At 44.8% G+C, this 21,639-nt stretch carries 22 protein-coding genes; 11 read left to right on the top strand and 11 right to left on the bottom strand.

Annotation, left to right across the window (positions count from 1 at the left end; genetic code table 11):
* Window positions 1–3 precede the first annotated feature (3 nt).
* Complete coding sequence (locus FK220_RS11060) at window positions 4–873, bottom strand: FAD binding domain-containing protein (protein ID WP_152574392.1); 870 nt, start codon at window positions 871–873, stop codon at window positions 4–6.
* 196 nt (window positions 874–1,069) lie between these two features.
* Here FK220_RS11060 and FK220_RS11055 point away from each other — a divergent pair, with 196 nt between their 5' ends.
* Entirely contained in the window at window positions 1,070–2,245 is a 1,176-nt protein-coding gene (locus FK220_RS11055; protein WP_152574391.1) for a cysteine desulfurase family protein, read from the top strand.
* 59 nt (window positions 2,246–2,304) lie between these two features.
* Window positions 2,305–2,820, top strand: a complete 516-nt coding sequence (locus FK220_RS11050) for a GNAT family N-acetyltransferase (protein ID WP_152574390.1) — start codon at window positions 2,305–2,307, stop codon at window positions 2,818–2,820.
* A gap of 193 nt (window positions 2,821–3,013) precedes the next feature.
* On the opposite strand, the gene FK220_RS11045 is transcribed toward FK220_RS11050, so the two are convergent.
* On the bottom strand, window positions 3,014–3,868 hold the full coding sequence (locus tag FK220_RS11045) for a hypothetical protein (RefSeq protein WP_152574389.1): 855 nt from the start codon (window positions 3,866–3,868) through the stop codon (window positions 3,014–3,016).
* 1 nt (window position 3,869) lies between these two features.
* Window positions 3,870–4,406 (bottom strand): hypothetical protein, encoded by a 537-nt coding sequence (locus FK220_RS11040; protein ID WP_166204872.1) that lies wholly within the window; start codon window positions 4,404–4,406, stop codon window positions 3,870–3,872.
* 172 nt (window positions 4,407–4,578) lie between these two features.
* Here FK220_RS11040 and ahr point away from each other — a divergent pair, with 172 nt between their 5' ends.
* Window positions 4,579–5,586 (top strand): NADPH-dependent aldehyde reductase Ahr, encoded by a 1,008-nt coding sequence (gene ahr / locus FK220_RS11035; RefSeq protein ID WP_152574387.1) that lies wholly within the window; start codon window positions 4,579–4,581, stop codon window positions 5,584–5,586.
* Window positions 5,587–5,628: 42 nt separating this feature from the next.
* Here the strand turns inward: ahr and FK220_RS11030 are convergent, their stop codons facing one another.
* Window positions 5,629–6,735, bottom strand: a complete 1,107-nt coding sequence (locus tag FK220_RS11030; RefSeq protein WP_152574386.1) for an XdhC family protein — start codon at window positions 6,733–6,735, stop codon at window positions 5,629–5,631.
* A gap of 152 nt (window positions 6,736–6,887) precedes the next feature.
* On the opposite strand from FK220_RS11030, the gene moaA reads away from it, so the two are divergent.
* From moaA to FK220_RS11015, 3 genes are read left to right on the top strand one after another with little or no spacing between them, the layout of a single operon-like run.
* The gene (gene moaA / locus FK220_RS11025; RefSeq protein WP_152574385.1) at window positions 6,888–7,871 is read left to right on the top strand and encodes a GTP 3',8-cyclase MoaA; all 984 of its coding nucleotides are present in this window, start codon (window positions 6,888–6,890) and stop codon (window positions 7,869–7,871) included.
* Between the two features lie 12 nt (window positions 7,872–7,883).
* Window positions 7,884–9,098 carry a molybdopterin molybdotransferase MoeA gene (locus tag FK220_RS11020; protein WP_152574384.1) on the top strand — a complete coding sequence of 405 codons (1,215 nt, stop codon included), beginning with the start codon at window positions 7,884–7,886 and terminating at the stop codon, window positions 9,096–9,098.
* A gap of 9 nt (window positions 9,099–9,107) precedes the next feature.
* Complete coding sequence (locus tag FK220_RS11015) at window positions 9,108–9,557, top strand: hypothetical protein (protein ID WP_152574383.1); 450 nt, start codon at window positions 9,108–9,110, stop codon at window positions 9,555–9,557.
* An 83-nt stretch (window positions 9,558–9,640) separates the two neighbouring features.
* On the opposite strand, the gene FK220_RS11010 is transcribed toward FK220_RS11015, so the two are convergent.
* Both FK220_RS11010 and FK220_RS11005 read right to left on the bottom strand, forming a co-directional pair.
* On the bottom strand, window positions 9,641–11,812 hold the full coding sequence (locus FK220_RS11010; RefSeq protein ID WP_152574382.1) for a xanthine dehydrogenase family protein molybdopterin-binding subunit: 2,172 nt from the start codon (window positions 11,810–11,812) through the stop codon (window positions 9,641–9,643).
* Between the two features lie 89 nt (window positions 11,813–11,901).
* Complete coding sequence (locus tag FK220_RS11005) at window positions 11,902–12,363, bottom strand: (2Fe-2S)-binding protein (RefSeq protein ID WP_152574381.1); 462 nt, start codon at window positions 12,361–12,363, stop codon at window positions 11,902–11,904.
* A 172-nt stretch (window positions 12,364–12,535) separates the two neighbouring features.
* On the opposite strand from FK220_RS11005, the gene FK220_RS11000 reads away from it, so the two are divergent.
* The 3 genes from FK220_RS11000 to FK220_RS10990 all read left to right on the top strand — a co-directional run bounded on the left by FK220_RS11000 (window position 12,536) and on the right by FK220_RS10990 (window position 15,018).
* On the top strand, window positions 12,536–13,630 hold the full coding sequence (locus FK220_RS11000; protein ID WP_152574380.1) for a vWA domain-containing protein: 1,095 nt from the start codon (window positions 12,536–12,538) through the stop codon (window positions 13,628–13,630).
* A gap of 191 nt (window positions 13,631–13,821) precedes the next feature.
* Complete coding sequence (locus FK220_RS10995) at window positions 13,822–14,649, top strand: OmpA/MotB family protein (RefSeq protein WP_152574379.1); 828 nt, start codon at window positions 13,822–13,824, stop codon at window positions 14,647–14,649.
* Between the two features lie 201 nt (window positions 14,650–14,850).
* On the top strand, window positions 14,851–15,018 hold the full coding sequence (locus FK220_RS10990) for a hypothetical protein (RefSeq protein WP_166204870.1): 168 nt from the start codon (window positions 14,851–14,853) through the stop codon (window positions 15,016–15,018).
* Between the two features lie 41 nt (window positions 15,019–15,059).
* Here FK220_RS10990 and FK220_RS10985 read toward each other — a convergent pair whose 3' ends face one another.
* Genes FK220_RS10985 through FK220_RS10975 form a run of 3 tightly spaced genes read right to left on the bottom strand, consistent with a single transcriptional unit; the run spans window position 15,060 to window position 17,534 of the window.
* Complete coding sequence (locus tag FK220_RS10985) at window positions 15,060–16,526, bottom strand: M14 family metallopeptidase (RefSeq protein WP_152574781.1); 1,467 nt, start codon at window positions 16,524–16,526, stop codon at window positions 15,060–15,062.
* Window positions 16,526–17,191 carry an N-acetylmuramoyl-L-alanine amidase gene (locus FK220_RS10980; RefSeq protein WP_152574378.1) on the bottom strand — a complete coding sequence of 222 codons (666 nt, stop codon included), beginning with the start codon at window positions 17,189–17,191 and terminating at the stop codon, window positions 16,526–16,528. The genes FK220_RS10985 and FK220_RS10980 overlap by 1 nt, the downstream gene beginning before the upstream one ends.
* 10 nt (window positions 17,192–17,201) lie before the next feature.
* Window positions 17,202–17,534, bottom strand: coding sequence for a 3D domain-containing protein (locus tag FK220_RS10975; RefSeq protein ID WP_152574377.1), 333 nt, complete (start codon window positions 17,532–17,534; stop codon window positions 17,202–17,204).
* Between the two features lie 178 nt (window positions 17,535–17,712).
* Between FK220_RS10975 and FK220_RS10970 the strand changes: the two genes are divergently transcribed.
* Window positions 17,713–18,123, top strand: a complete 411-nt coding sequence (locus FK220_RS10970) for a DUF2452 domain-containing protein (protein ID WP_152574376.1) — start codon at window positions 17,713–17,715, stop codon at window positions 18,121–18,123.
* Here FK220_RS10970 and FK220_RS10965 read toward each other — a convergent pair.
* Both FK220_RS10965 and FK220_RS10960 read right to left on the bottom strand, forming a co-directional pair.
* Entirely contained in the window at window positions 18,109–18,984 is an 876-nt protein-coding gene (locus tag FK220_RS10965) for a pirin family protein (protein WP_152574375.1), read from the bottom strand. The genes FK220_RS10970 and FK220_RS10965 overlap by 15 nt on opposite strands.
* Before the next feature lie 3 nt (window positions 18,985–18,987).
* Window positions 18,988–20,079 carry a Gfo/Idh/MocA family protein gene (locus tag FK220_RS10960; protein WP_152574374.1) on the bottom strand — a complete coding sequence of 364 codons (1,092 nt, stop codon included), beginning with the start codon at window positions 20,077–20,079 and terminating at the stop codon, window positions 18,988–18,990.
* A gap of 130 nt (window positions 20,080–20,209) precedes the next feature.
* Here FK220_RS10960 and FK220_RS10955 point away from each other — a divergent pair, with 130 nt between their 5' ends.
* Entirely contained in the window at window positions 20,210–21,538 is a 1,329-nt protein-coding gene (locus tag FK220_RS10955) for a serine hydrolase domain-containing protein (protein WP_152574373.1), read from the top strand.
* Window positions 21,539–21,639: the final 101 nt, after the last annotated feature.

Genomic DNA, 21,639 nt, shown 5'->3' with positions numbered 1-21,639 from the left:
GATTTATTGTCTTGCTCTTTCCAAAGCTTTGTTCAACATTCGTTTTGTTATTGTATTTACAATGGACCTTTTATAAGCCTCCGAACCTCTTAAATCGGACTCTGGCTCACAATCTTCACTTGCGATTTGGCCAACTTCGGCAATCAATTCGTCCGTAATCTTTTTTCCTCTAAGCACTTCTTCCCCTCTTTCCAATCGCATAGGTACCGCACTGACGTTCGTCAAACCGATTCCGATTTCTTGGCATACACCGTCATCATCCAGCTCTACGTGAACCGCAACTCCTGCGGTTGCATAGTCCCCTACTTTTCGTTCCATTTTATAGTAAGCTCCACCACTATTCTTTTTCGCTTTGGGGATCTGTATTTCAGTCAAGATATCACCTGGCTCTAGAGCGGTCATATAAAAACCATGGAAAAATTCGTCAATGGGTATCGTTTTTGTACCATCTGGACCTTCGGCGATAATTGTAGCACGAACAGCCAGCATCAAAGCGGGTTGGTCATTAGCGGCATCACCATGCGCGATGTTACCGCCTATGGTTCCACAATTGCGCACCGAAGGGTCCGCCGTTAACCAAACGGCATCGCCAAAAATTGGATAGTGCTCCTTTAACAATGGACTATGCTCAATTTCGGTCTGTGTGGTCAAGGCTCCGATTTTAAGGAATTCACCTTCTTCCTTTATATAGGAAAGACCCTCTATTTTACTGATGTCAATAATGTGTTCGGGAGTGGCAAAACGAAGTTTCATCATTGGAAGCAGACTGTGTCCGCCCGACATATACTTCGCTTCTTCGCCCAGCTCCCCAGCCAAAGCAATGGCTTCTTTCAAAGAAGTTGCTTTGTGATAGTTGAAATTCGCTGGAATCATAATTTATCTTGAATTAATTTATGAGGTAGACAATAAATATATCGCTTTTATTCTGATATGACAATCAAAAAACACCTTTACTCATAATTTAATAATTCTTTAAGACGAATTCACTTTCAGTTTGAACCAGCGGGAATTGTTAAACGATTTTTTAGATAATCCGTACCTTTGGAAACCCAATAAATCAGTAGCAAAAATGGTTTCCCAATTGTATTTCGATTACAATGCGACCACTCCCTGTGTCAAGGAAGTAGTAGATGCGATGCTGCCCTATTTTCAGGAAGATTTTGGAAATCCCTCGAGCAGCCATCACCCCTATGGTTGGTTGGCCAAGAGCGCTGTTGAGGAGGCCACTATGTCGATTGCCAAGGCCCTGGATATTTCCACGAATAGTCTCATCTATACCTCCGGGGCCACCGAAAGTATTAATATGGTTCTTAAGGGAGTTGCCAGAAAACTGCGCTCCAAAGGGCGACACATCATAACGACCCAAGCGGAGCATAAAGCCGTATTGGATACCTGTGCTTTTTTGGAGGAGGATGGTTTTGAGGTAACCTACCTGGGGGTGGATGCAAAAGGGCTGGTATCCACAAAACAATTGATGCGGGCCTTACGACCTGATACCATTCTGGTCTCGATGATCTACGCCAACAACGAAACGGGAGCCATTCAGCCTCTTGAAGAAATAGCGGAGCTCGTTCATGCCAACGGAAGCCTTCTTTTTTCCGATACTACCCAAGCCTTGGGGAAGGTAGACTTGACCGATGTGTTGCGGCAAGTGGACTTTGCCTGTTTCTCGGGACATAAGGTCTATGGTCCAAAGGGCATCGGATTGGTGTACTGTAAGGAGAACGACAACTACGATGCCCTGCCCAGTTTCATACAAGGGGGCGGGCAGCAAAAGGGACAACGCGGGGGTACCATCAACACCCCATTGATTGTCGGATTCGCCAAGGCTATCGAGCTGGCCTACCAAAATTTGGGTGACGAAACGACCCGTTTGAAGACCTTACGGAACCGATTAGAGGAAGGACTGCTCGCGATTGACCTATCTGTCTCCAATAGCACCTCGGAACAACGTTTGCCGAATACGGTGAATGTCTCCTTTCCCTATGTCGACGGGGTGAATCTCCTCACTGCATTGGGTAGCCAGTTGGCGGTCTCCAATGGCTCCGCCTGCAACTCTGCTTCGGTGGAACCCTCACATGTCTTGTTGGCCATGGGCGTGGAACCAAGCCTGGCCTTTTCCTCCCTTCGCTTTAGTCTTGGGCGCTACACAACACAGGAAGAGGTTAAAAAAGTAATCGCCATCGTGACCCAGGAAGTATCCAAGCTGCGGGAGAACAATATATTGTGGGAACGTAGGTCCTAAGTTCAATGAAAAGCCACTATTTAAACCGTATTTTTCGTATGATCTATCCTATTTAAAAGATGAAATATAGAACTTTTGAAACAGCAAGACTTATTATCCGACCCACTTCGGAAAATGATGCCGAGTTCATTTTTCAACTTCTAAATACCCCCAAATGGATTGCATATATTGGGGACAGAAATATAAAAACCGTTGGAAGTGCCAAAGACTATATAAAAAACAGGATGACCCCGCAACTTGAGAGACTTGGATATTCTTGTTACACCGTAATCAAAAAAGATACCGATCAAAAAATTGGAACATGCGGATTGTATGACAGGGAAGGCTTGGAAGGAATCGACATAGGATTTGCTTTTCTTCCTGATTATGAACGCAAAGGATTTGCTTTTGAAGCAGCCAATCGAATAAAAGAGGCAGCATTCAACGATTTTAGCATTGAAACGATTAGTGCAATTACTACAAAAGACAATACCTCTTCCCAAAAACTATTGGAAAAACTAGGACTAAAATTGACCGGCACGACTCAATTACCAAACGATTGCAAAGAATTATTGGTATATCAAATTGAAAAATAAAAACCGATTTCAAACAGGTGTCCTCATATAAAGTCCAATCCTGCTCCACGCAATACCTACCACTACGAGGACGCCACCTTTCATAGCAATTCCCGTCCTCACCTGCTCATCGGTCCTCACGCGTACTACATCCATCGGGTCCAATCTTTATTATTCTCCTTTCCTGCTAGATATTCCAGACTATTAGTCGTCATCAATAGGTGGGTAATGAATACGTTGTCCACCCTCCCCAATACAGTTCGTGGGAATAGAGGGTGTATCCACCACCGCTTATCTTTGGGTCGCTGAGAATATACATTCGTACATATGATTGAATATCCATGTCGTACACCGGACCGGAATTGAAACCGAAGGTCCATTTTTTATTTTTGGCATCCCATTTACGTAGGGGATTGGTGGTGGCATTGATGGCCACCCAGGGATAACCATTAGCGTCTCCGGCAATTCGCTCGGCAACCAACTTGTCGCCCCATCGCGTATAGGGCCCACTATCGACATCCCGGCTCCACACATTGCCAGTAGAGGTCGTGGGATAAAGATAAAAAAGGTACCCGTTTTCGACAGAAATTTCCGTGGCTCCATCATGAATGGCCTTCCAGCTCTTTGTGTCGTTGTAATATTTAAAGACATCTTTCTGTGAGGTGGTAGTGATGACCACTGGTTCGTATCCGTCACAGGCGACCTGTGATATATCGGTCGCCCCTATAGAGGGATATGTCGTCCAGCTGGTCTCGTTCGTCTTACGTGATTTTACCAAATGCTTCCCTTGCGCATCCGGTGGTGTCAGAATCGTAAGAAAGGTACCGCAAATTTCAAAATCAACGGCGGTTCCTGGAGGCTCTTTCTGATTCCATACCGAATTGTTGAAAGCATAAATGGCCCCATCATTCGTAAGTATCCAAGGTCCGTCTACGTTCGTGGCCACTTTCAAGGCGCCGTGTACCGTTGGTTTGCCATTGGTACCTATGATTCCAATAATTCCAATCACAAAGATGAGACCGACCACCATAATCCGTGTCAGTTTTAAATAGGATTTCGATATTTTCATTTTAAGCTGTTTTATTTGCTCGCCTGTCGGCAAGACCGGTTTTTAATAAAATGATATAGGCCAAAACTGCGCCTATGAATAGGGCAAGGACATCACTTGTATCATAAATGGCATTCAGAGAATAATTTTTAAACCATTGCACCATGGGATTCATTATTTCATGATTAACTGACCAATGGTTTAACCGAGCATAGGCCACATCCGATTGTAAGAATTCAAATACAAGGTTTATCGATAACCATGAACAACAGATTACCATATATATCGATTTTTTTTTGGCAACTACCGCAGCTGTTAGAAGACTCAAACCGACTACATGAAGAAATGAAGGGAGATTGTTACCGATCATTCTAAGAAACCAAAATTCACGCCATTCCAATGAAATAAGGTCGATTGTCCAGAAGGTTTGCCATGAAGGTCTTATAGCCACATATAAAAGCATTCCAAGGGCGATGGTCATAACGCCTGCCAAAAATTGTCTGTGATTTTGAATAATCATGGTCATCCCTTTTGCTCGTTGCTCGGTTAGTGATTCCAAATTGATGAAAATCAAGGTATTGGAAGCAAATTAATCTTACTAGCCGATAAATACCATGATCTGGGTCATTTAGTCCTTGCCATCCACCCCTTTTTATCCCTGCCCTACTTCAATTTAAATTCCTACCTTTATTTAGCTATAACCTTATTCAAAAACCATCAACCAACGCCCTATGAATGTAAATGCCTATGCCGCAAAAGGACCTAAAGGAAAATTGGAATCTTATACCTATGAATTGGGCGAACTAGGCCCTGAACAAGTTGATATCAAAGTATACTATTGTGGCGTTTGCCATTCCGATCTCAGTATGATCAACAATGACTGGGGCATCAGCCAGTATCCTCTGGTCCCCGGACATGAAATCGTCGGGGAAGTGGTCGCTACCGGAAGTGCCGTGAAAAATGTAAGTCTTGGGGACAAGGTAGGCTTGGGTTGGTTTGCGGCCTCTTGTATGAGCTGCCAAGAGTGTATGGGTGGCAAGCATCACCTCTGCGCCAACAACGAAGCGACTATCGTGGGTAGACATGGCGGTTTTGCCGACTATGTTCGCGGGCATTGGTCTTGGGCTATTCCACTTCCGGATGGTATCGATATGTCAAAAGCGGGACCCTTACTTTGTGGCGGTATCACCGTGTTTAATCCCATCATCCTATCCGAAGTACGTCCAACAGATAAGGTAGGAGTCATCGGGATTGGTGGCTTGGGACATATGGCCTTAAAATTTTTAAAACATTGGGGATGTGAGGTCTATGCTTTTAGCTCAAATCCGGATAAAAAGGCACAGATTTTGGAGATGGGAGCCCATCGGGTTATCGATTCTACTTCTTCGGAAGCATTGGAAAGCATCGCTGGGAAACTGAATTTCATTCTAAACACCACCAACGTCCCGCTCGATTGGAATTCGTACCTTACCACCTTGGCACCCCAAGGAAAATTGCATACCGTAGGAGCAGTATTGGAACCTATGCCCATTCCGGCATTCACTTTGATAGGGGGTGAAAAATCGGTGGGCGGTAGTCCCTTGGGCAGTCCCGCACTGAACAGGACGATGCTTGAATTTTGTGTACGACATGACATCTACCCCACCACTGAGGAGTTTCCGATGCACCAAGTAAACGAAGCTATGGAACATCTCGAAGCGGGTAAAGCCCGCTTTCGTATTGTGCTAAAAAACAGCTAGTTACCGTAATTGATACCTATACTTTTGAAAAGGAATGAATTTTCAAACCCGCTCATGAATCGGTCCTTCTTTCTCCCGTAACACCCCTCCTTTTTTCTCTGAGAAGACAGCGAGGATTTCCCCAAAAACGCTGATGGCGATTTCCTCGGGAGTATTGGCCCCAATTTCAAGTCCGCATGGGGCAAAGATTCGATGCTGTTGTTCTTGAGAAAACTCGACACCTTGACTTCTGAATTCCATAACCATTCTATCGAACCGTTTTCGAGGTCCCAGGGAAGCGATGTAAGGTGCAGGACTTTTGATCAATTCCAATAAGTTGGCCGAATCCGTCTTGTAGTCGTGGGCCATTAAGACGACGGCGGTACGATTGTCGATTTCCGGACGTTCCGGTAAGTCTTTCGGGTACAGGTTTGCTACGGACTGTAGTTTTTCCTTTTTCAGTTTTTGAATGTTTCCGGTGAGGCTCACGTCCCAGTCCATCACCTTTGCCATCTCCAACATCGGATACACATCATAATTATCCCCATAAATGGCCAGGTGGAACTGTGACGGAATCAACTCGATGAAAATACGTGCTGTGGAAGTTTCTGTTTCGTAGTGATAAGTCTTTGATCTTTTTTGCTCGTGCACCTCGGAAACCTTGTCCTGTATAAAAGCCTTCAACTCCTCATTCGCACAGTGGTGTAAGGTAGCACTTTTGGCCTCATAGTAAAAACTTTCTCCCAAGGAAACCGAATCCAAGGTTCCTTCCAAGGCCGTTACCGTAGCGATTGTATGTTCACCGCGCTCCGAAACACATTTCTGCAACATTGCCATCATCGGAGATTCGTCCGATATGGGTGAAATCAAGACATCGATGATACCATTGCAACCGAGTCCGACTCCTATTTCCTTTTCTTTGGAAGTATCGTAGGTAACGATGGAAGGCTCTTGCTTAAGAATGGCAATTTGGGAACGTTGCAACGCATCGCCTTCCAAGCATCCCCCGCTGATACCCCCTTCAAAAACACCTGATTCAAAGACGAGCATACGGGCGCCCTCCCTTCGATAGGAAGATTCCTCGACCCTGACGACTTGGGCAATCGCACATCGGTCCCCAGCATTTTTGTAGGTATTGTAGAGTTGTATAATAGATTTTATTTCTTTCATGGTGCTTTACATTTGGGAGATTTGTTGACTATAATGCCTTAAATTGACCAGGCCATCGATTTAAGCGTTATTTCTTTCCCAACTAGCTCCCTAATATATTTAAAAATAGTTATATTCAAATGCTAAAATAATAATGGGATGCGTCCCGTGCTATGAAAGATTCGTTTGACAGAAGTATCGATTATGTGCGTATTGCGGTCACTGATCGTTGTAACCTACGATGTTTTTACTGCATGCCAGCCAATGGAATTCCCTACGAACCTAAAAAGCACCTATTAAGTTACGAAGAAATCATCAGATTATTGGATGTTTTGGGCGGATTGGGATTTAAAAAGGTGCGTTTTACGGGCGGGGAACCTTTCCTAAGGAAAGATTTCATAAAGCTCTTGGAAAAAACGGTCGAATTGGGAGTGTATGATTCTATCCATATTACCTCCAACGGTACGCTGCTTCAAAAACATATCACAAGATTGAAGGAGTTGGGCATTTCCAAAATCAATCTTAGTATCGATTCCCTCGATCCAGAGCGTTTTCATCAGATTACACGCCGCAACGATTTTGAAAAAGTGTGGCAAACATTTCACATGCTTGTCGAACATGGCTTTCAAATCAAACTCAATGCGGTGATCATGCACGGCATTAATACCCAGGACATTATTTCCTTGGCAGAACTTGCCAAAGCATATCCTGTCGGGGTGCGTTTCATTGAGGAAATGCCCTTTAACGGGGGTTACAAGCAAAACATACAGATGTATAGTGCCCGTGATATCCATTCCGATTTAAAGGCCCATTACCCCACCTTGGAGAAACTTCCGGCCAAACACGGCGATACGGCTACCGTATTTCAGGTTCCGGGGTATCAGGGAAACTTAGGCGTAATAGCCGCTTTCTCCCGCACCTTTTGCAACACCTGTAACCGATTGCGAATCGCTTCGAAAGGCGAAATCAAGAGTTGTTTGTACGATGACGGGGTATTCAATATTCGTGATTACATGCGGGCGGGGGTGTCCGATACGGAGTTGGCGGACAAGTTTCGCGAAATTATCCGTTTAAAACCCAAAGACGGCTTTGAGGCAGAAAAACAGCGCAAAAATACTATGCAGGCCATGAAAAGTATGAGCAGTATCGGGGGATAAAAGAAATGATATATGGAGAATGTTTTTATCCCTTATGAAAAAGCCCTTTCGATATTGGCGTCCCATAGAGGTGATTTTCCCATTCAAAGCCGAAAACTGGGGGACTGCATCGGTGCTTACTTGGCCGAGGATTTGATTGCTGACCGGGACTTTCCGCCCTTTGATCGGGTAACGATGGATGGAATCGCCATTCGCCATGACCGTTTTAAAGGTGGACAGCAGGAATACATCATAGAAGCGACCGCTGCTGCCGGAGCACCTCAAATGACCTTACGGGACCCACAAAATTGTATTGAAGTAATGACAGGGGCCATCATGCCGCGGGGTGTCGATACGGTCATCCGATATGAGGATTTGAAAATTAGTGACGGGAAGGCCACCCTCCTTTTGGATACTTTGGAATATAAACAAAACATTCATTTCAAGGGCATGGATATTCCCCAGGGTGCTGTAATCGTTCAGAAAGGAAAACAAATTTCTAGCGCGGAAATCAATATTGCCGCGGCAGTCGGAAAAGCTGAACTAAAAGTGAGGCAGCTTCCAAAAGTAGTTATTTTTTCAACTGGAGATGAATTGGTGGATGTTCATGAAACTCCAAAGCTGCATCAAATCCGACGTTCAAACATCTACGGAATTCAAGCTACCTTAAAAGAATGGGGAATTCCCGCAGACCTTCATCACCTTGCCGATGATAAAAAAGAGATGCTCCAAGTCATTTCAATAGCACTTAATAAATACGACCTTTTTGTATTTACAGGAGGCGTTTCCAAAGGAAAGTTCGACTACCTACCCGATGTATTGGAGGCGTTGCATATCGAGAAACACTTTCATAAAATTCAACAACGCCCAGGTAAACCCTTTTGGTTCGGAAGCACTGCAAACGGGAAAAAAATTTTTGCCCTTCCCGGGAATCCGGTTTCTTCTTTTGTCTGCGTATATATGTATTTAAAATTTTGGTTACGGAAGTCCTTGCATATTGAACCTGAGACGCTTTACGTGAAGCTAAAAAACGATGTGGAGTTCAAACCTGAGCTGGTCTATTTTCTAGAAGCTACACTGGAGAGTCGCCCGGATGGCACCCTTTTAGCGGACCCCATCAAAGGCAATGGCTCCGGCGATTTTGCCAATTTGGTAAAAACCGATGGTTTTCTAATACTACCGCAAAATAAAAGCGAATTTAAGCAGGGAGAAGTCTATCCTTTTGTATCTTATAGAACTAAATTTTAATGAATTAAAATGGAAACGGTCGAAACCGGGTGTTGTAAAACCAAACGGTCATCGCAAAATAAAATGAGCGGTGCCAATGGATCCATGTCGTTTCTGTCCACCGTTTTATTAATACTACTTCCTAAATGTCCCTTGTGCCTTACTGCCTATATGAGTGCCGTGGTGCTATTTTTTGATATCGACAATGCACAGTTGGCCCCTTTCCTATTGCATGCCAAACCGGTTATGGCCATATTGATCATCCTGCTTATTTTGTTGAATCGAAAAGATAGGAGAACATTAGTATCCTTGAGTATCTCCGTAGTGGCCCTTGGCTTCTTGATTGGAAAGACCTATTATAACACAGCGGTTTTCCCCGATTGGCTGCTCTATACGGCCTTTGTATTTGCTATCTGGTATAATGGGAACTTCCGTTATTTTTATCGATTTATTCGGTTTAGGCATAATGAAGTCCCTTAGTCAACACACTCCAATAAAAAATCCCATCCTACCGAGGTAAAATGGGATGATTCGCTGTTGTTCTTCATTCCAAAGCGAAGTAGCTATCCCAAAATCGGTTGATCGCTTAAACGCCAAAATTCCGGATTCTCCATAAAAGGTTGTTTATAGATGCGTTTACCGGTAGCCGCTTTGAAGGCATTGGCCACGGCACCACCTGCCGGTGGTAGGGTAGGTTCTCCAAGTCCAGTGGGCGAATACTCATTTTGAATAAAGTGGGCCGTTACTTTGGGTGCTTCCTGCATTCGAATAAGTCGGTACTTGTCGTAGTTGGTTGCAGTGGGCATGCCACTATCAAATCCGAATTGGCCATACATCGCATGGCCGATACCATCAATGACCCCACCTTCTGCCTGATTAAGGGCTCCCAAGGTGTTGACAACAATACCACAATCGACTACGCATGTCACCTTTTTCACCACAGGCATCCCACCCTCAATTTGAACATCGGCTACCTCGGCCACATGGGAGTTATGGCAGTAATAGGCGACAAAACCCTGGTACACGCCATCGGCTTGTTTACCCCAACCCGATTTCTCGACGGCTGTCTTTATGACTTCCTGCATACGTTCCGGTGAATATTGGATACGCTCGTCGGTAGTGCCTTTCACCTTTTCCAATAAATCCAAGCGCATTTGTATCTTATCGACTTCCATCATTTCAAACAACTCATCAAAGAAACTCTGTTCCGCATACGCCAAGAAGTTAGTATACGGAGCGCGCCAGGCACCAGTGGTGATATTGCTATCGTATTTAGCCACATCTACCTGATAATTTTCAATGGCACCCGCTGGAAAGAAGTTGGGAATCAATCCGTACATATTACTATTGATGGCCGCTTCCTTTAAGTGATAGCCTGTGATTTGGCCATCCTTGACACTTGCCTTGATACGATATTTGATTGCCGGCCGGTAAATACCATCGGCCATGTCGTCCTCCCTTGAAAAAACAACTTTTACAGGAAGCCGGGCCTTATTGGAAATCTCTGCGGCTTCAATGGCAAAATCCCCATATAAACGTCTGCCAAAGCCTCCTCCCTGACGGGTCATCTCCAAGTGCACGTCGTTTGCATCCCTTTCGAGCATTTCCGCGATGCGGCCCGCAGTGCCCTCCGGTGTTTGTATGGGACCGACCAAGTGAATCTTCTCATCTGTCACATGGGCAAAGAAATTCATCGGTTCCATACAATTGTGCGGAAGGAAGGGGGACTCGTACGTGCGTTCCAATACGTTATCCGCTTCTGCGAACGCTTTTTGTACGTTTCCATCCGCACGAAGTGTCTCGAATTTGTTTCCATTTAACAGTCCCTTCAAAATTCTATCATGGTCTTCCGAACTTTCCAATTTTGTGTCCGCTTTCCATTCGGCTTTCAGGGCTTTTTTCGCCTTCATCGCCGACCAGGTATCCTTTGCCAGAACGGCGATCTTATCCCCCACTTGGATTACATCGACTACATTGGGCATGGCTTTTGCTTCGGTGGCGTCGAACGATTCCAATTTTTGTCCGAAAGCCGGCGGACGCATAACGGAGGCATAGACCATCCCCTCGGTTTTATAATCCAATCCGAATAAGGGCTTGCCGGTCACGATTTCATCAATATCCACATTTACTTTTCCTGTACCGATAATCTTATAATCCTTAGGTTCTTTTAGGGTTACCTCCTCGGGGGTTTCGAGTTTGGCGGCTTCCTCCACCAAATCCCCATACCCCAAGGTATCTCCCTTGGCATTGGTGATGACGCCCTCGCTTACGGTACATTCGGAAGCCTCGACCCCCCAACGGGCAGCAGCAGCATTTATTAACATTTGTTTAGCGGTAGCCCCTGTGGTTCGCAGGGCATCCCATCCAAAACGAATGGACTGGCTTCCGCCGGCCACTTGGCGGGTGTAATTTTGTGTATCTAATATTCCCTGTTCCACGTGCACCATATCCCAGGCCACATCCAATTCCTCGGCGATTATCATAGGCATGGAGGTTTTGACCCCCTGCCCTATCTCCGGATTTGGCGAAAAAATGGTTACGGCCCCGTTCTTCGCAATCTTGATAAAAGCATTGAAGTCCTGGTAATCCAATGAGGAAAGATCCATAGGTGATTCTACTGCCTTGGGCTTACACGCAGTAAAAAGATTGAAACCGATGAGTAGCCCACCGCTGGCTAGCGATGAGGATTTTAAAAAAGCCCTGCGGCTAAAAGGGATGGAGGTTCTAGTTGACATGTTTTAGATTTTTTTATCCAGAATACATTTCTGGCATATTACTTTTTGTTCTACGATAAACTAAGGGGAACAGTTACTGTCGAAAAAGGTTAGACCATTTTTTCGGCAGCAAGGGTCACGGCTTTATGAATCCGATTATAAGCGGCGCATCGGCATATATTTGCATTCATGGCTGTTTTGATGTCCTCTTCGGTCGGATTTGGATTTTTTTCCAAAAATGCGGAGGCGGTCATGATTTGTCCGGCTTGGCAATAGCCGCATTGCGGGACATCGACTTCTTTCCAGGCTTGCTGCACCGGGTGCGACCCATCTTCGGACAATCCCTCAATTGTGGTTATCGATTTTCCTACGACCTGTGTCATGGTTATGGAGCAACTGCGTACGGCTTCCCCGTCCAAATGAATGGTACAGGAACCGCATTGGGCGATTCCGCAGCCATATTTCGTTCCGACCAGGTTCAAATGGTCACGAAGTACCCATAATACAGGGCTGTCTTCGCTTGCCTCTACCGTAGTCGCTTTTCCGTTTACTTGTAGTTGATACGTTGGCATACTAATGTTTTTTAGATGATTAGTAGTAATTAAACCGTAAGGTATTAAAATTAGAAGTCCAAAGTTGCCAAGCAAAAGTTAACGGATTGTTAAACGATCTATTATTTTTTAGCTGTCTATACTTTATATGCATTTGCTTCGTTCTGCTAGATGAACGTTAAACAAATTGAAAATGAAATCATACACCAAACTACTCCTTCTTTTTTTAGCAACAACCATGGTCATCTCCTGTGGAAATGCGGATGATGATGTCAACTTCGGGTTGAATACGGGCGGCGATGGACTTGGAAAAGGAATTCCAGTAGATGATTGCCTTAACTTTCCTGAAAGCGACTTGGTATTATCCATCCAAGAGCAATTCGTTACGCCTCCAGGGAAAGTTTCGATTTTTTTCAAGGTCTCCGATACCGATGGCAATCCAGTCCCTGGCCTGACGGCAGACCAGTTTACTATTTATGAGCAAGGAAGAAATGACGCGTGTTTTAATACTATATCGACCTCGGAATCCTTGGCCCGTATTTCCCCCAACTCCCAAATATTCACTAACAATACGCTCTTAGTCCTTGATTTAAGTAACAGTGTGCTGAGCAGTAGTTTGGAAGAATTGCAAGCGGCTACCACGAGCTTCATCAACAATGTGATGCCTGCTACCCCATCAGAATCGTTTCAAATGGCCATCTACTGGTTCGACGGGGAAAACGTCTTGCATCTTTTGAACGACCTTAGCCCGAACAGGGAGGAACTCACCGCAGCCATAAATGGCATTACCACCGATATCAGTAACGACCCGTCTACCGATTTATATGGGGCGGTCATCAAATCTACCGATAAGGCCAGCGAACTTCTGGCCGCCAGTACCCAGGGAGGAAAAATAGGCGCAGCTTCGGTCGTTATCTTTACCGATGGTACCGATCAGGCCTCGCGGTTTACCCAAGAAGCTGCACAGCAAAAGGTGGATAATGCCAATCCGAACATTGCTTTCTTCACCATAGGTTTGGGAGCCGAAATCGATACCCAGGTACTCTCGGATATCGGTAAGACCTTTAGTGTTTTCGCCGGAAACAAAGAAGAATTGGAAACTACCTTCAACGACATTTCTTTTAGGGTATCACAACAGGCAAACAGCTTTTATCTGTTTGAATACTGTAGCCCAAAGCGCGATGGAAGTGGTGAGAATAACCTCGCTATCCAGGTTAGGGACGGAAGCCGACAGGGAGCCGTACAGACAAAGTTCAGTGCGGACGGGTTCACAGGGGGGTGCGAATAGATAATCGATAAACCGAATTATTCGAAAAGGCTGCCTTTGGGCAGTCTTTTTTGTTTTTCATAATCTTCTCATTACCCGTCATTTATTGGAAAGTTCCTTGGTAATCAATAAATCTTATGGGCTGTGAAACATCCTATTTCCCCTTGCATACGTATAAGTTAATAGAACAATAACATATATACTATTACAATATGAAAAAATCAGTTATCATAAGTGCACTATCAATTGCAGTCTTATCCTCATGTGTATCCAAAAAGAAATACGTAGCCTTGGAGACCGACCTGGCGGAGACAAAAAGTGTTCTTTCCAAAACACAGGTAGAAAAGGAAGAATTGGAGACCAAGGTTTCCAAGATCGAGGCACGTGTTGCAGAATACAATGAAAAAATCAACAGCCTGAAGGAGATAAACGACAATCAGTACACTTCAGTCGATGATGTGGCGGTCATGAGCAATAATACCAAGGAAAAAATGCGTTCCACATTGACCAAAGTAGACCCCGCTAAATTGGCGGAAGCCAAAACCTTGCAAGACTCCATGAACTTGGCCGTGTCGTACCATCTGAAAAAGTCCATCGCCGACGAGGAAGACGATATCAACGTAGATATCGATAAGACCGTGGTGATGATCAATATCTCCGATAAATTGTTGTTCAACAGCGGCAGCTATCGAGTGAGTAACAAGGCCGATGCCATTTTGGGCAAGTTGGCCGAGGTCATCAACTCCGAACCCAGTATGGAGGTGATGGTGGAAGGGCACACCGACTCAAGAACCATCAATACCGAAATGTTTCAGGATAACTGGGATTTGAGTGTGAAGCGCGCGACTTCGATCGTTCGTATTTTACAGAATAAGTACAATGTAGACCCATCTAAAATGATTGCCGCCGGTAGAAGCAGTTATGTGCCACTTGTTGAAAACGACAGCAAAGAAAACATGGCCAAAAACAGACGAACCAAAATTGTAATCATTCCAAATCTAGACAAATTCTTCGCTCTTTTGGAGGCAGAAAGTCTATAACAAAATTTTAAGAATAGTACGAGAAAAGAGAGGCGCCCTGCCTCTCTTTTTGTTTTAGCCAAATTACCGCCGGTAGGGTTTTTAAGAAGGTAATTGTTCCATTAATAGAACCCTATATGATCTTAGACTGACCGCCTACATCCTAAAGACTATGATTGTTTCACCCTGCTCGGCCAAGGTCGGGCAAAAAATGTAGAAATCATGGATGTACTCAACGTATTGATTCAAAACAGTTCCTTACAGGGCATGCCTACTTGGTATAAGGCGACTACCCTATTGCTTTTCTCGCTTATCCTCGTCACCGTCATAACCTCTTTGTTTATCCTCATAACCCAAGGTCCAGGGATGACGATCCGGTTTGGGTATTGATCTTTAGCACGTCATTGCTATCGGAAATACTATTTGGGGAGTTAACGATAAATCATCGCATTCTTGAAATTGCCTTGACCCGTTTTAAGGTCGATAAGGTGACCGTTCACAACCGCATATTCAAGAATGCCGTGTTTTTCCAGTAGAAAAGTCGGATTTGTACCTACTTCTACGGTAAATTCCGGTACTTCATAGGTCGTACTGATGATATGCATAGGAACAGGGGATTTCAACTGTTCGGGCGGGATATTCTTTACACGCACATAGGTATACCCTTCTCTAAGAAGGTCAACAACATTCATCGAACCCAACTCTTGACTTGTTTTTTGGATATCAGGATACACTTTTCCAGCCCGTACCGTGTAATCGGAGGCATCAACGGTCTTATATCCGTAGTAGGTAGAAAGGTCACCTTGGTCAATGATGCGACTACTGTACCAAAAGTCCGCATAATCTTCCTCGTCTACTTCCAATCGGTTGATACCAATATCAATAGTATAGGGCTTTCCCAGAAGCTCATAGGTCGCATTTTCGATTTTCAAATCAAACAGCTTGCGATCATTTTCCGGGATTTTTTCATAATCCTCCAGAGGAATATCCCTATAATTTCCCTTGGCAATGGTATAAATGGCAGATAGGATAGACACATAATTTAATTTCCGGATTTCTTGTTTTTCCACATCATTGGCATAACCACCTGATTCGATCAAAATGGTAGCTGTCCCCCATTTTTGAATGTTATCCCCAAAGGCCCTAGGCTCAAAATCATCATTATAACGACCTACCTGGCCTGGGGCATATTGCTGAATAATAGTGTTCATGAAGACGATGACTTTCATGGCATTGCCCCGTTTCTCGTTAATCTCCTTTTCATAATTATAGGCGGGAGCCAAATAGGAAATAGTAGCGGGCTTTTCGGTTCGCTCTGCGTTGTAGTAGGTACTTTGGTCGTGCAGGTTGAAACCAAAATCGGCCTCTAGACTATCCCGAACCCTTTTCAAGGTTTGCCCTTCGGGGGACTGTAAACGCAGGGCATCCCTATTGATATCGATACCCAAACGGTTTCTTCGCTCAAAGATTTCCGCCCCGTCCGGATTTAACATGGGTAGAAAATGAAGGGTCAGGTTGCTCAGGATGTCCCTTTTCTCCGATTCAAAATCATCGCTATCCAAAAATTTGAAAATATCGAACAACGCTTGGGTGGCGGTAGGTTCATCGCCATGCATCTGCGACCACAAAAAAACATCCGTATCTCCCTGTCCGATACTGATTAGGTTCAAATCCCTGCCTTCTATGGACTTGCCCACGGTTTTTACTGTAAATTTTGGGTTTTTTCGATATTGTGTAATCAATGGCTGTAGCTCGTGATGTTTGATACGGCGTTTATCCAAGCTCGGCTCTTTGTACTTCCCGTAGGTTTCGTAGAGGGCCGCGGTAAGTTCCTTTTCCTGTCCAAAACAACAATGGTATCCTATCCATAGTAAAATAAAGCAAAGTGTCGGTTTCATCATTCAGAAGGTTTCGATGGGATTGGTTTAAAATTAAATTCTTTAGTGGCTTTACGAACTTTTTGCATAAAGTCTTCCCCGGGATCGGTCTTTTCGGTGCGATAGCCTTCATCTCTTTCAAGCCACAATGGATGCCCTTCAAAGCGGATATACTCGTGATGGCCGATGAGGTATTCAATATCGTATTTTTCGGCTAAGTAGGTAACGAGCCAAATGTTTGATTTTAGCTGTGCCTTGGTCAAAGGAAGATTCTCGGCCCCTCCAACGTTTTCAATTCCAATGGCGCAGTGGTTCAAACCGATAACGTGCCGGGCCATAGTGGTTTCAGGAAGCAAACGGTAAATGGTACCATCCCTATCGACCATGAACTGCGAGGATACGTTTAAAGCGCTAGCCTTCTTGATGTCCGGTCTGGCAGGCAAGGCCGGAGGGTCGAATGTTTTGAAAGATTCCTCAAAAGTTGGTATCACGGTCCAATGAAGTACGATCATCTTGGGAACGATCGTAGGTGCTTCCTGAACGATACCATATCGTTCCGATAGATAGTCCAAAGTGAGTTGCGTTCTCTCTTCATCGAACACCAGAGGTTCGTCGATGATTTCTCTGGACACGGTACAGGAAACCATTTCTAGGGCAATCAAGAAGAATACAAAATATTTTCCCATTGCTATAGCGTCATTTACCGATTGAATTTAAACTATCCTTTCTCACCTGAAATTCGATTAATAGCTTTTTCCTACCCCATTGCCTTGCCTTTTTGACATTTTTGCCCATATAGATATCGATACGGTTCCTCCACCTGGGATGCATCTTATCCTTCACCAGGTAAACGCCCTCCAAACCTTCTATTTTTACAGGTGTATTGTAATCCAGCCCCAAAGCTAGTAGATCTCTTGAGACGGCGATGCATCGCATTCCAGATCGTAAGGTATCTCCCCAGGCCGCGATATTGGGCTGTTCATCGGTTTGGGAAGACACAGAGTTATAAGCCGATACGTTGACTTCCATCGATTTCCACAAAAAAAGTTCCTTATCCCTTTTACAAGAATTACATACTAAAAACGTTGTGAATACGAGGATTGGAAAATAGAATTTCATCGTCCTGTTGGTGCTTAATACCACCGGAAGATATGGAACCCCACTCTATCCTCCAATAATTAAGGCACTTTTCATAAATTTGCAGCCTATGAAAAAAGAAAAGAAACCGGATGCGGTAGTATTCGATGAGGAAACGCAGACCTACAATGGCAGTCTGCTACCTTATGCGAGTGGGGTAGCCGCCCCGAAAATTGTCCCGCCCGATGTGACAACATGGAAAAATACGAACATCGTTGCTGCCAATAATGAGTTTAAGGCGCGGTACGAGGATATCCAGATGCAGTACCAAGCGATGATGGAACAGTTCGAATACAACAACCTCGTCTACAGTGCCAAGTATAGTTTTGAGCCTATCACCGGAAAAGTATATCACTTGTATCGCTCCAAGGATGAAAGTACCTTTCTATCGATTTTATCCCCCAAGGAATGCAATTTTGATTTTTTGGGCAGTTTTCGCTTAGGCCCTGACAAGATGTGGGAAAAACTACCGACCGGGTAAGGGTACATAGCTGTGATCATCGTCCATCATCGGAAAGGTTTTGGCGGCCCATTCCGTTTTGGCCCTTTCAATTTTTTTCTGATCATGGGAGACAAAATTCCAGTAAATATGGCGTTCTTCGGGTAAGGACGCTCCGCCGAATAGCAGTAAATGGGTGTTCGGCCTTAAAGTAGTCTTGCAAGTATCGGAAACTTTTGATACTACGATATGGCCCTTTTCGACGATTTCTCCGCAGGCTTCAATGGCTCCTTCGACAATACACAAACCAATTTCCCCCTTAAGATGAGCCTTTGTGTCTAACAGGTATTCATCGGTGGTCTTGATTTCAATCATAAACAAAGGTGAATATATCGGTACAGGGGATTTTCGGCCATACCCCTCCCCTGCTACCAGTTTAAAGGAAGCCGGTCCGTCTTCCCACATAGGTAGTTCATGTCCAGGGATATGATGAAACTCGGGGTCGATATCTTCCTTGTCCTTTGGTAACGCTACCCAGATTTGATAACCATGGGCCGTAAACTGTTTTCCATGGCGCCAATCATCCGGGGTACGTTCGGTATGCGAAACCCCTTTGCCCGCTACCATCCAGTTGACCGACCCTGGGGCGATACGTTGTTGCGTTCCCATGCTGTCGGCATGCATTAATTCCCCCTCGAGCATGTAAGTAAGCGTTGCCAACCCGATATGGGGATGCTGGTCTACATCCATGTACGTTGTGGGACCTAAGACCGTCGGTCCCATATGATCGATAAAGATGAAGGGGCCTATCATCCGTTTTTTGCGAAAGGGAATCAACCTACCCACCAAAAAATCCCCAATATCGCGGCTTCGTTCCTCAATAATCAATCCGATATTCGACATACCCTACAGCGTTATTCTTTTTCCGCCATCAGCAGCGGAGGCAAAAATGGCTTCAACCACTTTGATATCCCTAAGTCCCTCCTCCCCTGGTACTATTACTTGGTTTGGAGTACCGCTCAGGATAGCCAGGGCATCCTCGTCCATTTGTTTGGCTTGCTGATTTCCCTTGAAAGGTTCCAGAACCTTTCCATCACTGGTGGTCCCTTGAACACCCGTATAGGACTGAAACGGACTTATTTTGTATCCTCCTTTATCGCAATCGACATTAAGGGTATTGATGTGCTCGGCAAACGTGGTTTTACATTCGGCGGTAATCCCTTCCGGAAATTCCAGATTAAAGTAGGTAGTCTCATCCGCATTGAATATATGGGAGCGTGTATTTTCTTGGGTGGCGCTTACCGAGATCGGTTCCAAACCCGTACAATAACGTACGGCGTTCAGGGGATAAACGCCCATATCGAACATGGCTCCCCCACCGAGCTCTTTGTTGATTTTCCAATGCGTGGGATCATTGGCCCCATTTCGAAATCCCGCTTCCGCATAGATACTTTTGATACTCCCATACGGTTTGGAAGTAGCCCAACCAATGATTTTTTGCGTCACGGGTTCGTGCTGCATCCGATAACCAATCGTCAGTTGCACTCCATTCTTTTGACAGGCATCGATCATCCGCTGACATTCGTCGACCGTAGTGGCCATGGGCTTTTCGCACCACACATGTTTTCCGGCTTCTGCACCGATAAGTGCATAGGGAAGGTGTAATTTATTGGGGAGTACGATATAGACCACATCTATGTCGTCGTTATCCGCAATCGTATGCATGTTCCCGTAATTATAAACATTGCTGTCCTTGATACCATATTTGTTCTGCCATACAGGAATCTTTTCCGGACTCCCGGTGACGATTCCCCTCAATTCACAATGTTTTGTCAATTGCAGTGCGGGTGCCAGCAAGTCGGTACTGTAGTACCCCAATCCTACGAGGGCCACACCCAACTTTTTCTTTTGGACCGGTATGGAAAAACTTGTCAATGGCAAGGAACTGGCTGCCAAGAAAAGTCCCGATTTTTTGATAAACGTTCTTCTATTTTGCATGGTAAAAAGTGTTATGGACCAATAATGTTCACAAATTATGAAATAACTCCTTCGTTTTTACAAATTAAGCTACATTTAGCTTTTACACAGATAAACAAATCGAATATAACATTTTCAATAACAAGGAACCATGAAACTATTTAGGCGAATAGTCCTATTGTCGTTACTGATAATTGTCGTTACGGGCTTCGTCAACTATCCAAAGTTGAACATCATTTCCGGATACGCGGCCAAGAACATGGCCTCTACCCATTTCATTGCGGGAAGGGAGTATAACGATATTACTGAAAACGATAACAATATGCCTTTGATAAAGTTGGCAGAAACCGAGGAAAATGAGAACGGGGTAACGGCATCGGTCTTTGGGTTGATGGAACGTAGCACTTTTTGTAGGGAAGGTCTGGGCTGCGTACTGGTATCTGAAAAGGATCAATCGAACACTACATTGCCAACACCTAGGAGGATCCAAATGAAGAACCGAAGGCCCTTCCCTTTTGGCAACAACGGAACGAAAGATAGCGTATTCGGAAATGTAGACTATGAATTACTGCAAAAAGCCATTGAAAATGCCTTTTCCGAAAATGAAATCCAGAAAACAAGAACGGTGCTGGTGGTATATAAAGGCCATATCGTTGCGGAAAAATACATCGAAGGGTTCACGGAAGCTACCCCCATTTTAGGTTGGTCGATGACAAAAAGCGTATTGGCAACGCTATTTGGAATATTGGAGTATCAAGGAAAATTGAAGGTGAGCGATGGTGCCCCGGTGGACGCCTGGCAAGAGGATGGCCGTAAGGAAATAACACTTGATAATCTGCTACGTATGCAAAGTGGTTTAGCTTGGGAGGAAGATTACACTAGTATTTCCGACGTGACGGAAATGCTGTTTCTGAACGCGGACATGACAACAAAGCAAGCCCAAAAGGAAGCGATTGCACCTCCCGGTGAAGTATGGAACTACTCTTCCGGCACTTCGAACCTTCTGTCAGGCATTTTACGAAAACAGTTTACCAAGCACCAGGAGTACTTGGATTTTCCGTATGAGGCCCTTATCGATAAGATGGGAATGCACTCTATGTTGATCGAAGCCGATATGGAAGGGAACTTCGTCGGCTCCTCCTACGGATGGGCCAATACCCGGGATTGGGCAAAATTCGGACTACTGTACTTAAACAAAGGGCAATGGAATGGGGAGCAATTGTTCGACCCCAAGTGGGTCGACTATGTGCGGAAGCCCACGGACGGATCTGGCGGGGCGTATGGTGCCCATTTTTGGCTAAATGCCGGAGGTAAGTATCCCGACGTACCCAAAGACCTCTTTTCTGCCAACGGCTATCAGGGGCAATATGTCTTTATCATACCTTCTAAAGATTTGGTCATTGTAAGAACGGGCCTGGCGGAAGCACCTGATTTTGACGTGAACCGGTTTTTAAGGGAAGTAGTGTCGGCTGTCCAATAGCCAAAATGCCATGTTGCCAGGTTTTTGCTATTCCTCAAATATCAAAATATAGGGGGTACACCACAAACCTGCCTTACTACACAACAATAATTTCCCTGTAA

The organism is Pelagihabitans pacificus (assembly GCF_009371985.2).
Taxonomy (GTDB): domain Bacteria; phylum Bacteroidota; class Bacteroidia; order Flavobacteriales; family Flavobacteriaceae; genus Pelagihabitans; species Pelagihabitans pacificus.
The sequence above is the reverse complement of the archived record's forward strand: the minus strand, read 5'-3'. Positions and strand labels throughout refer to the sequence as shown.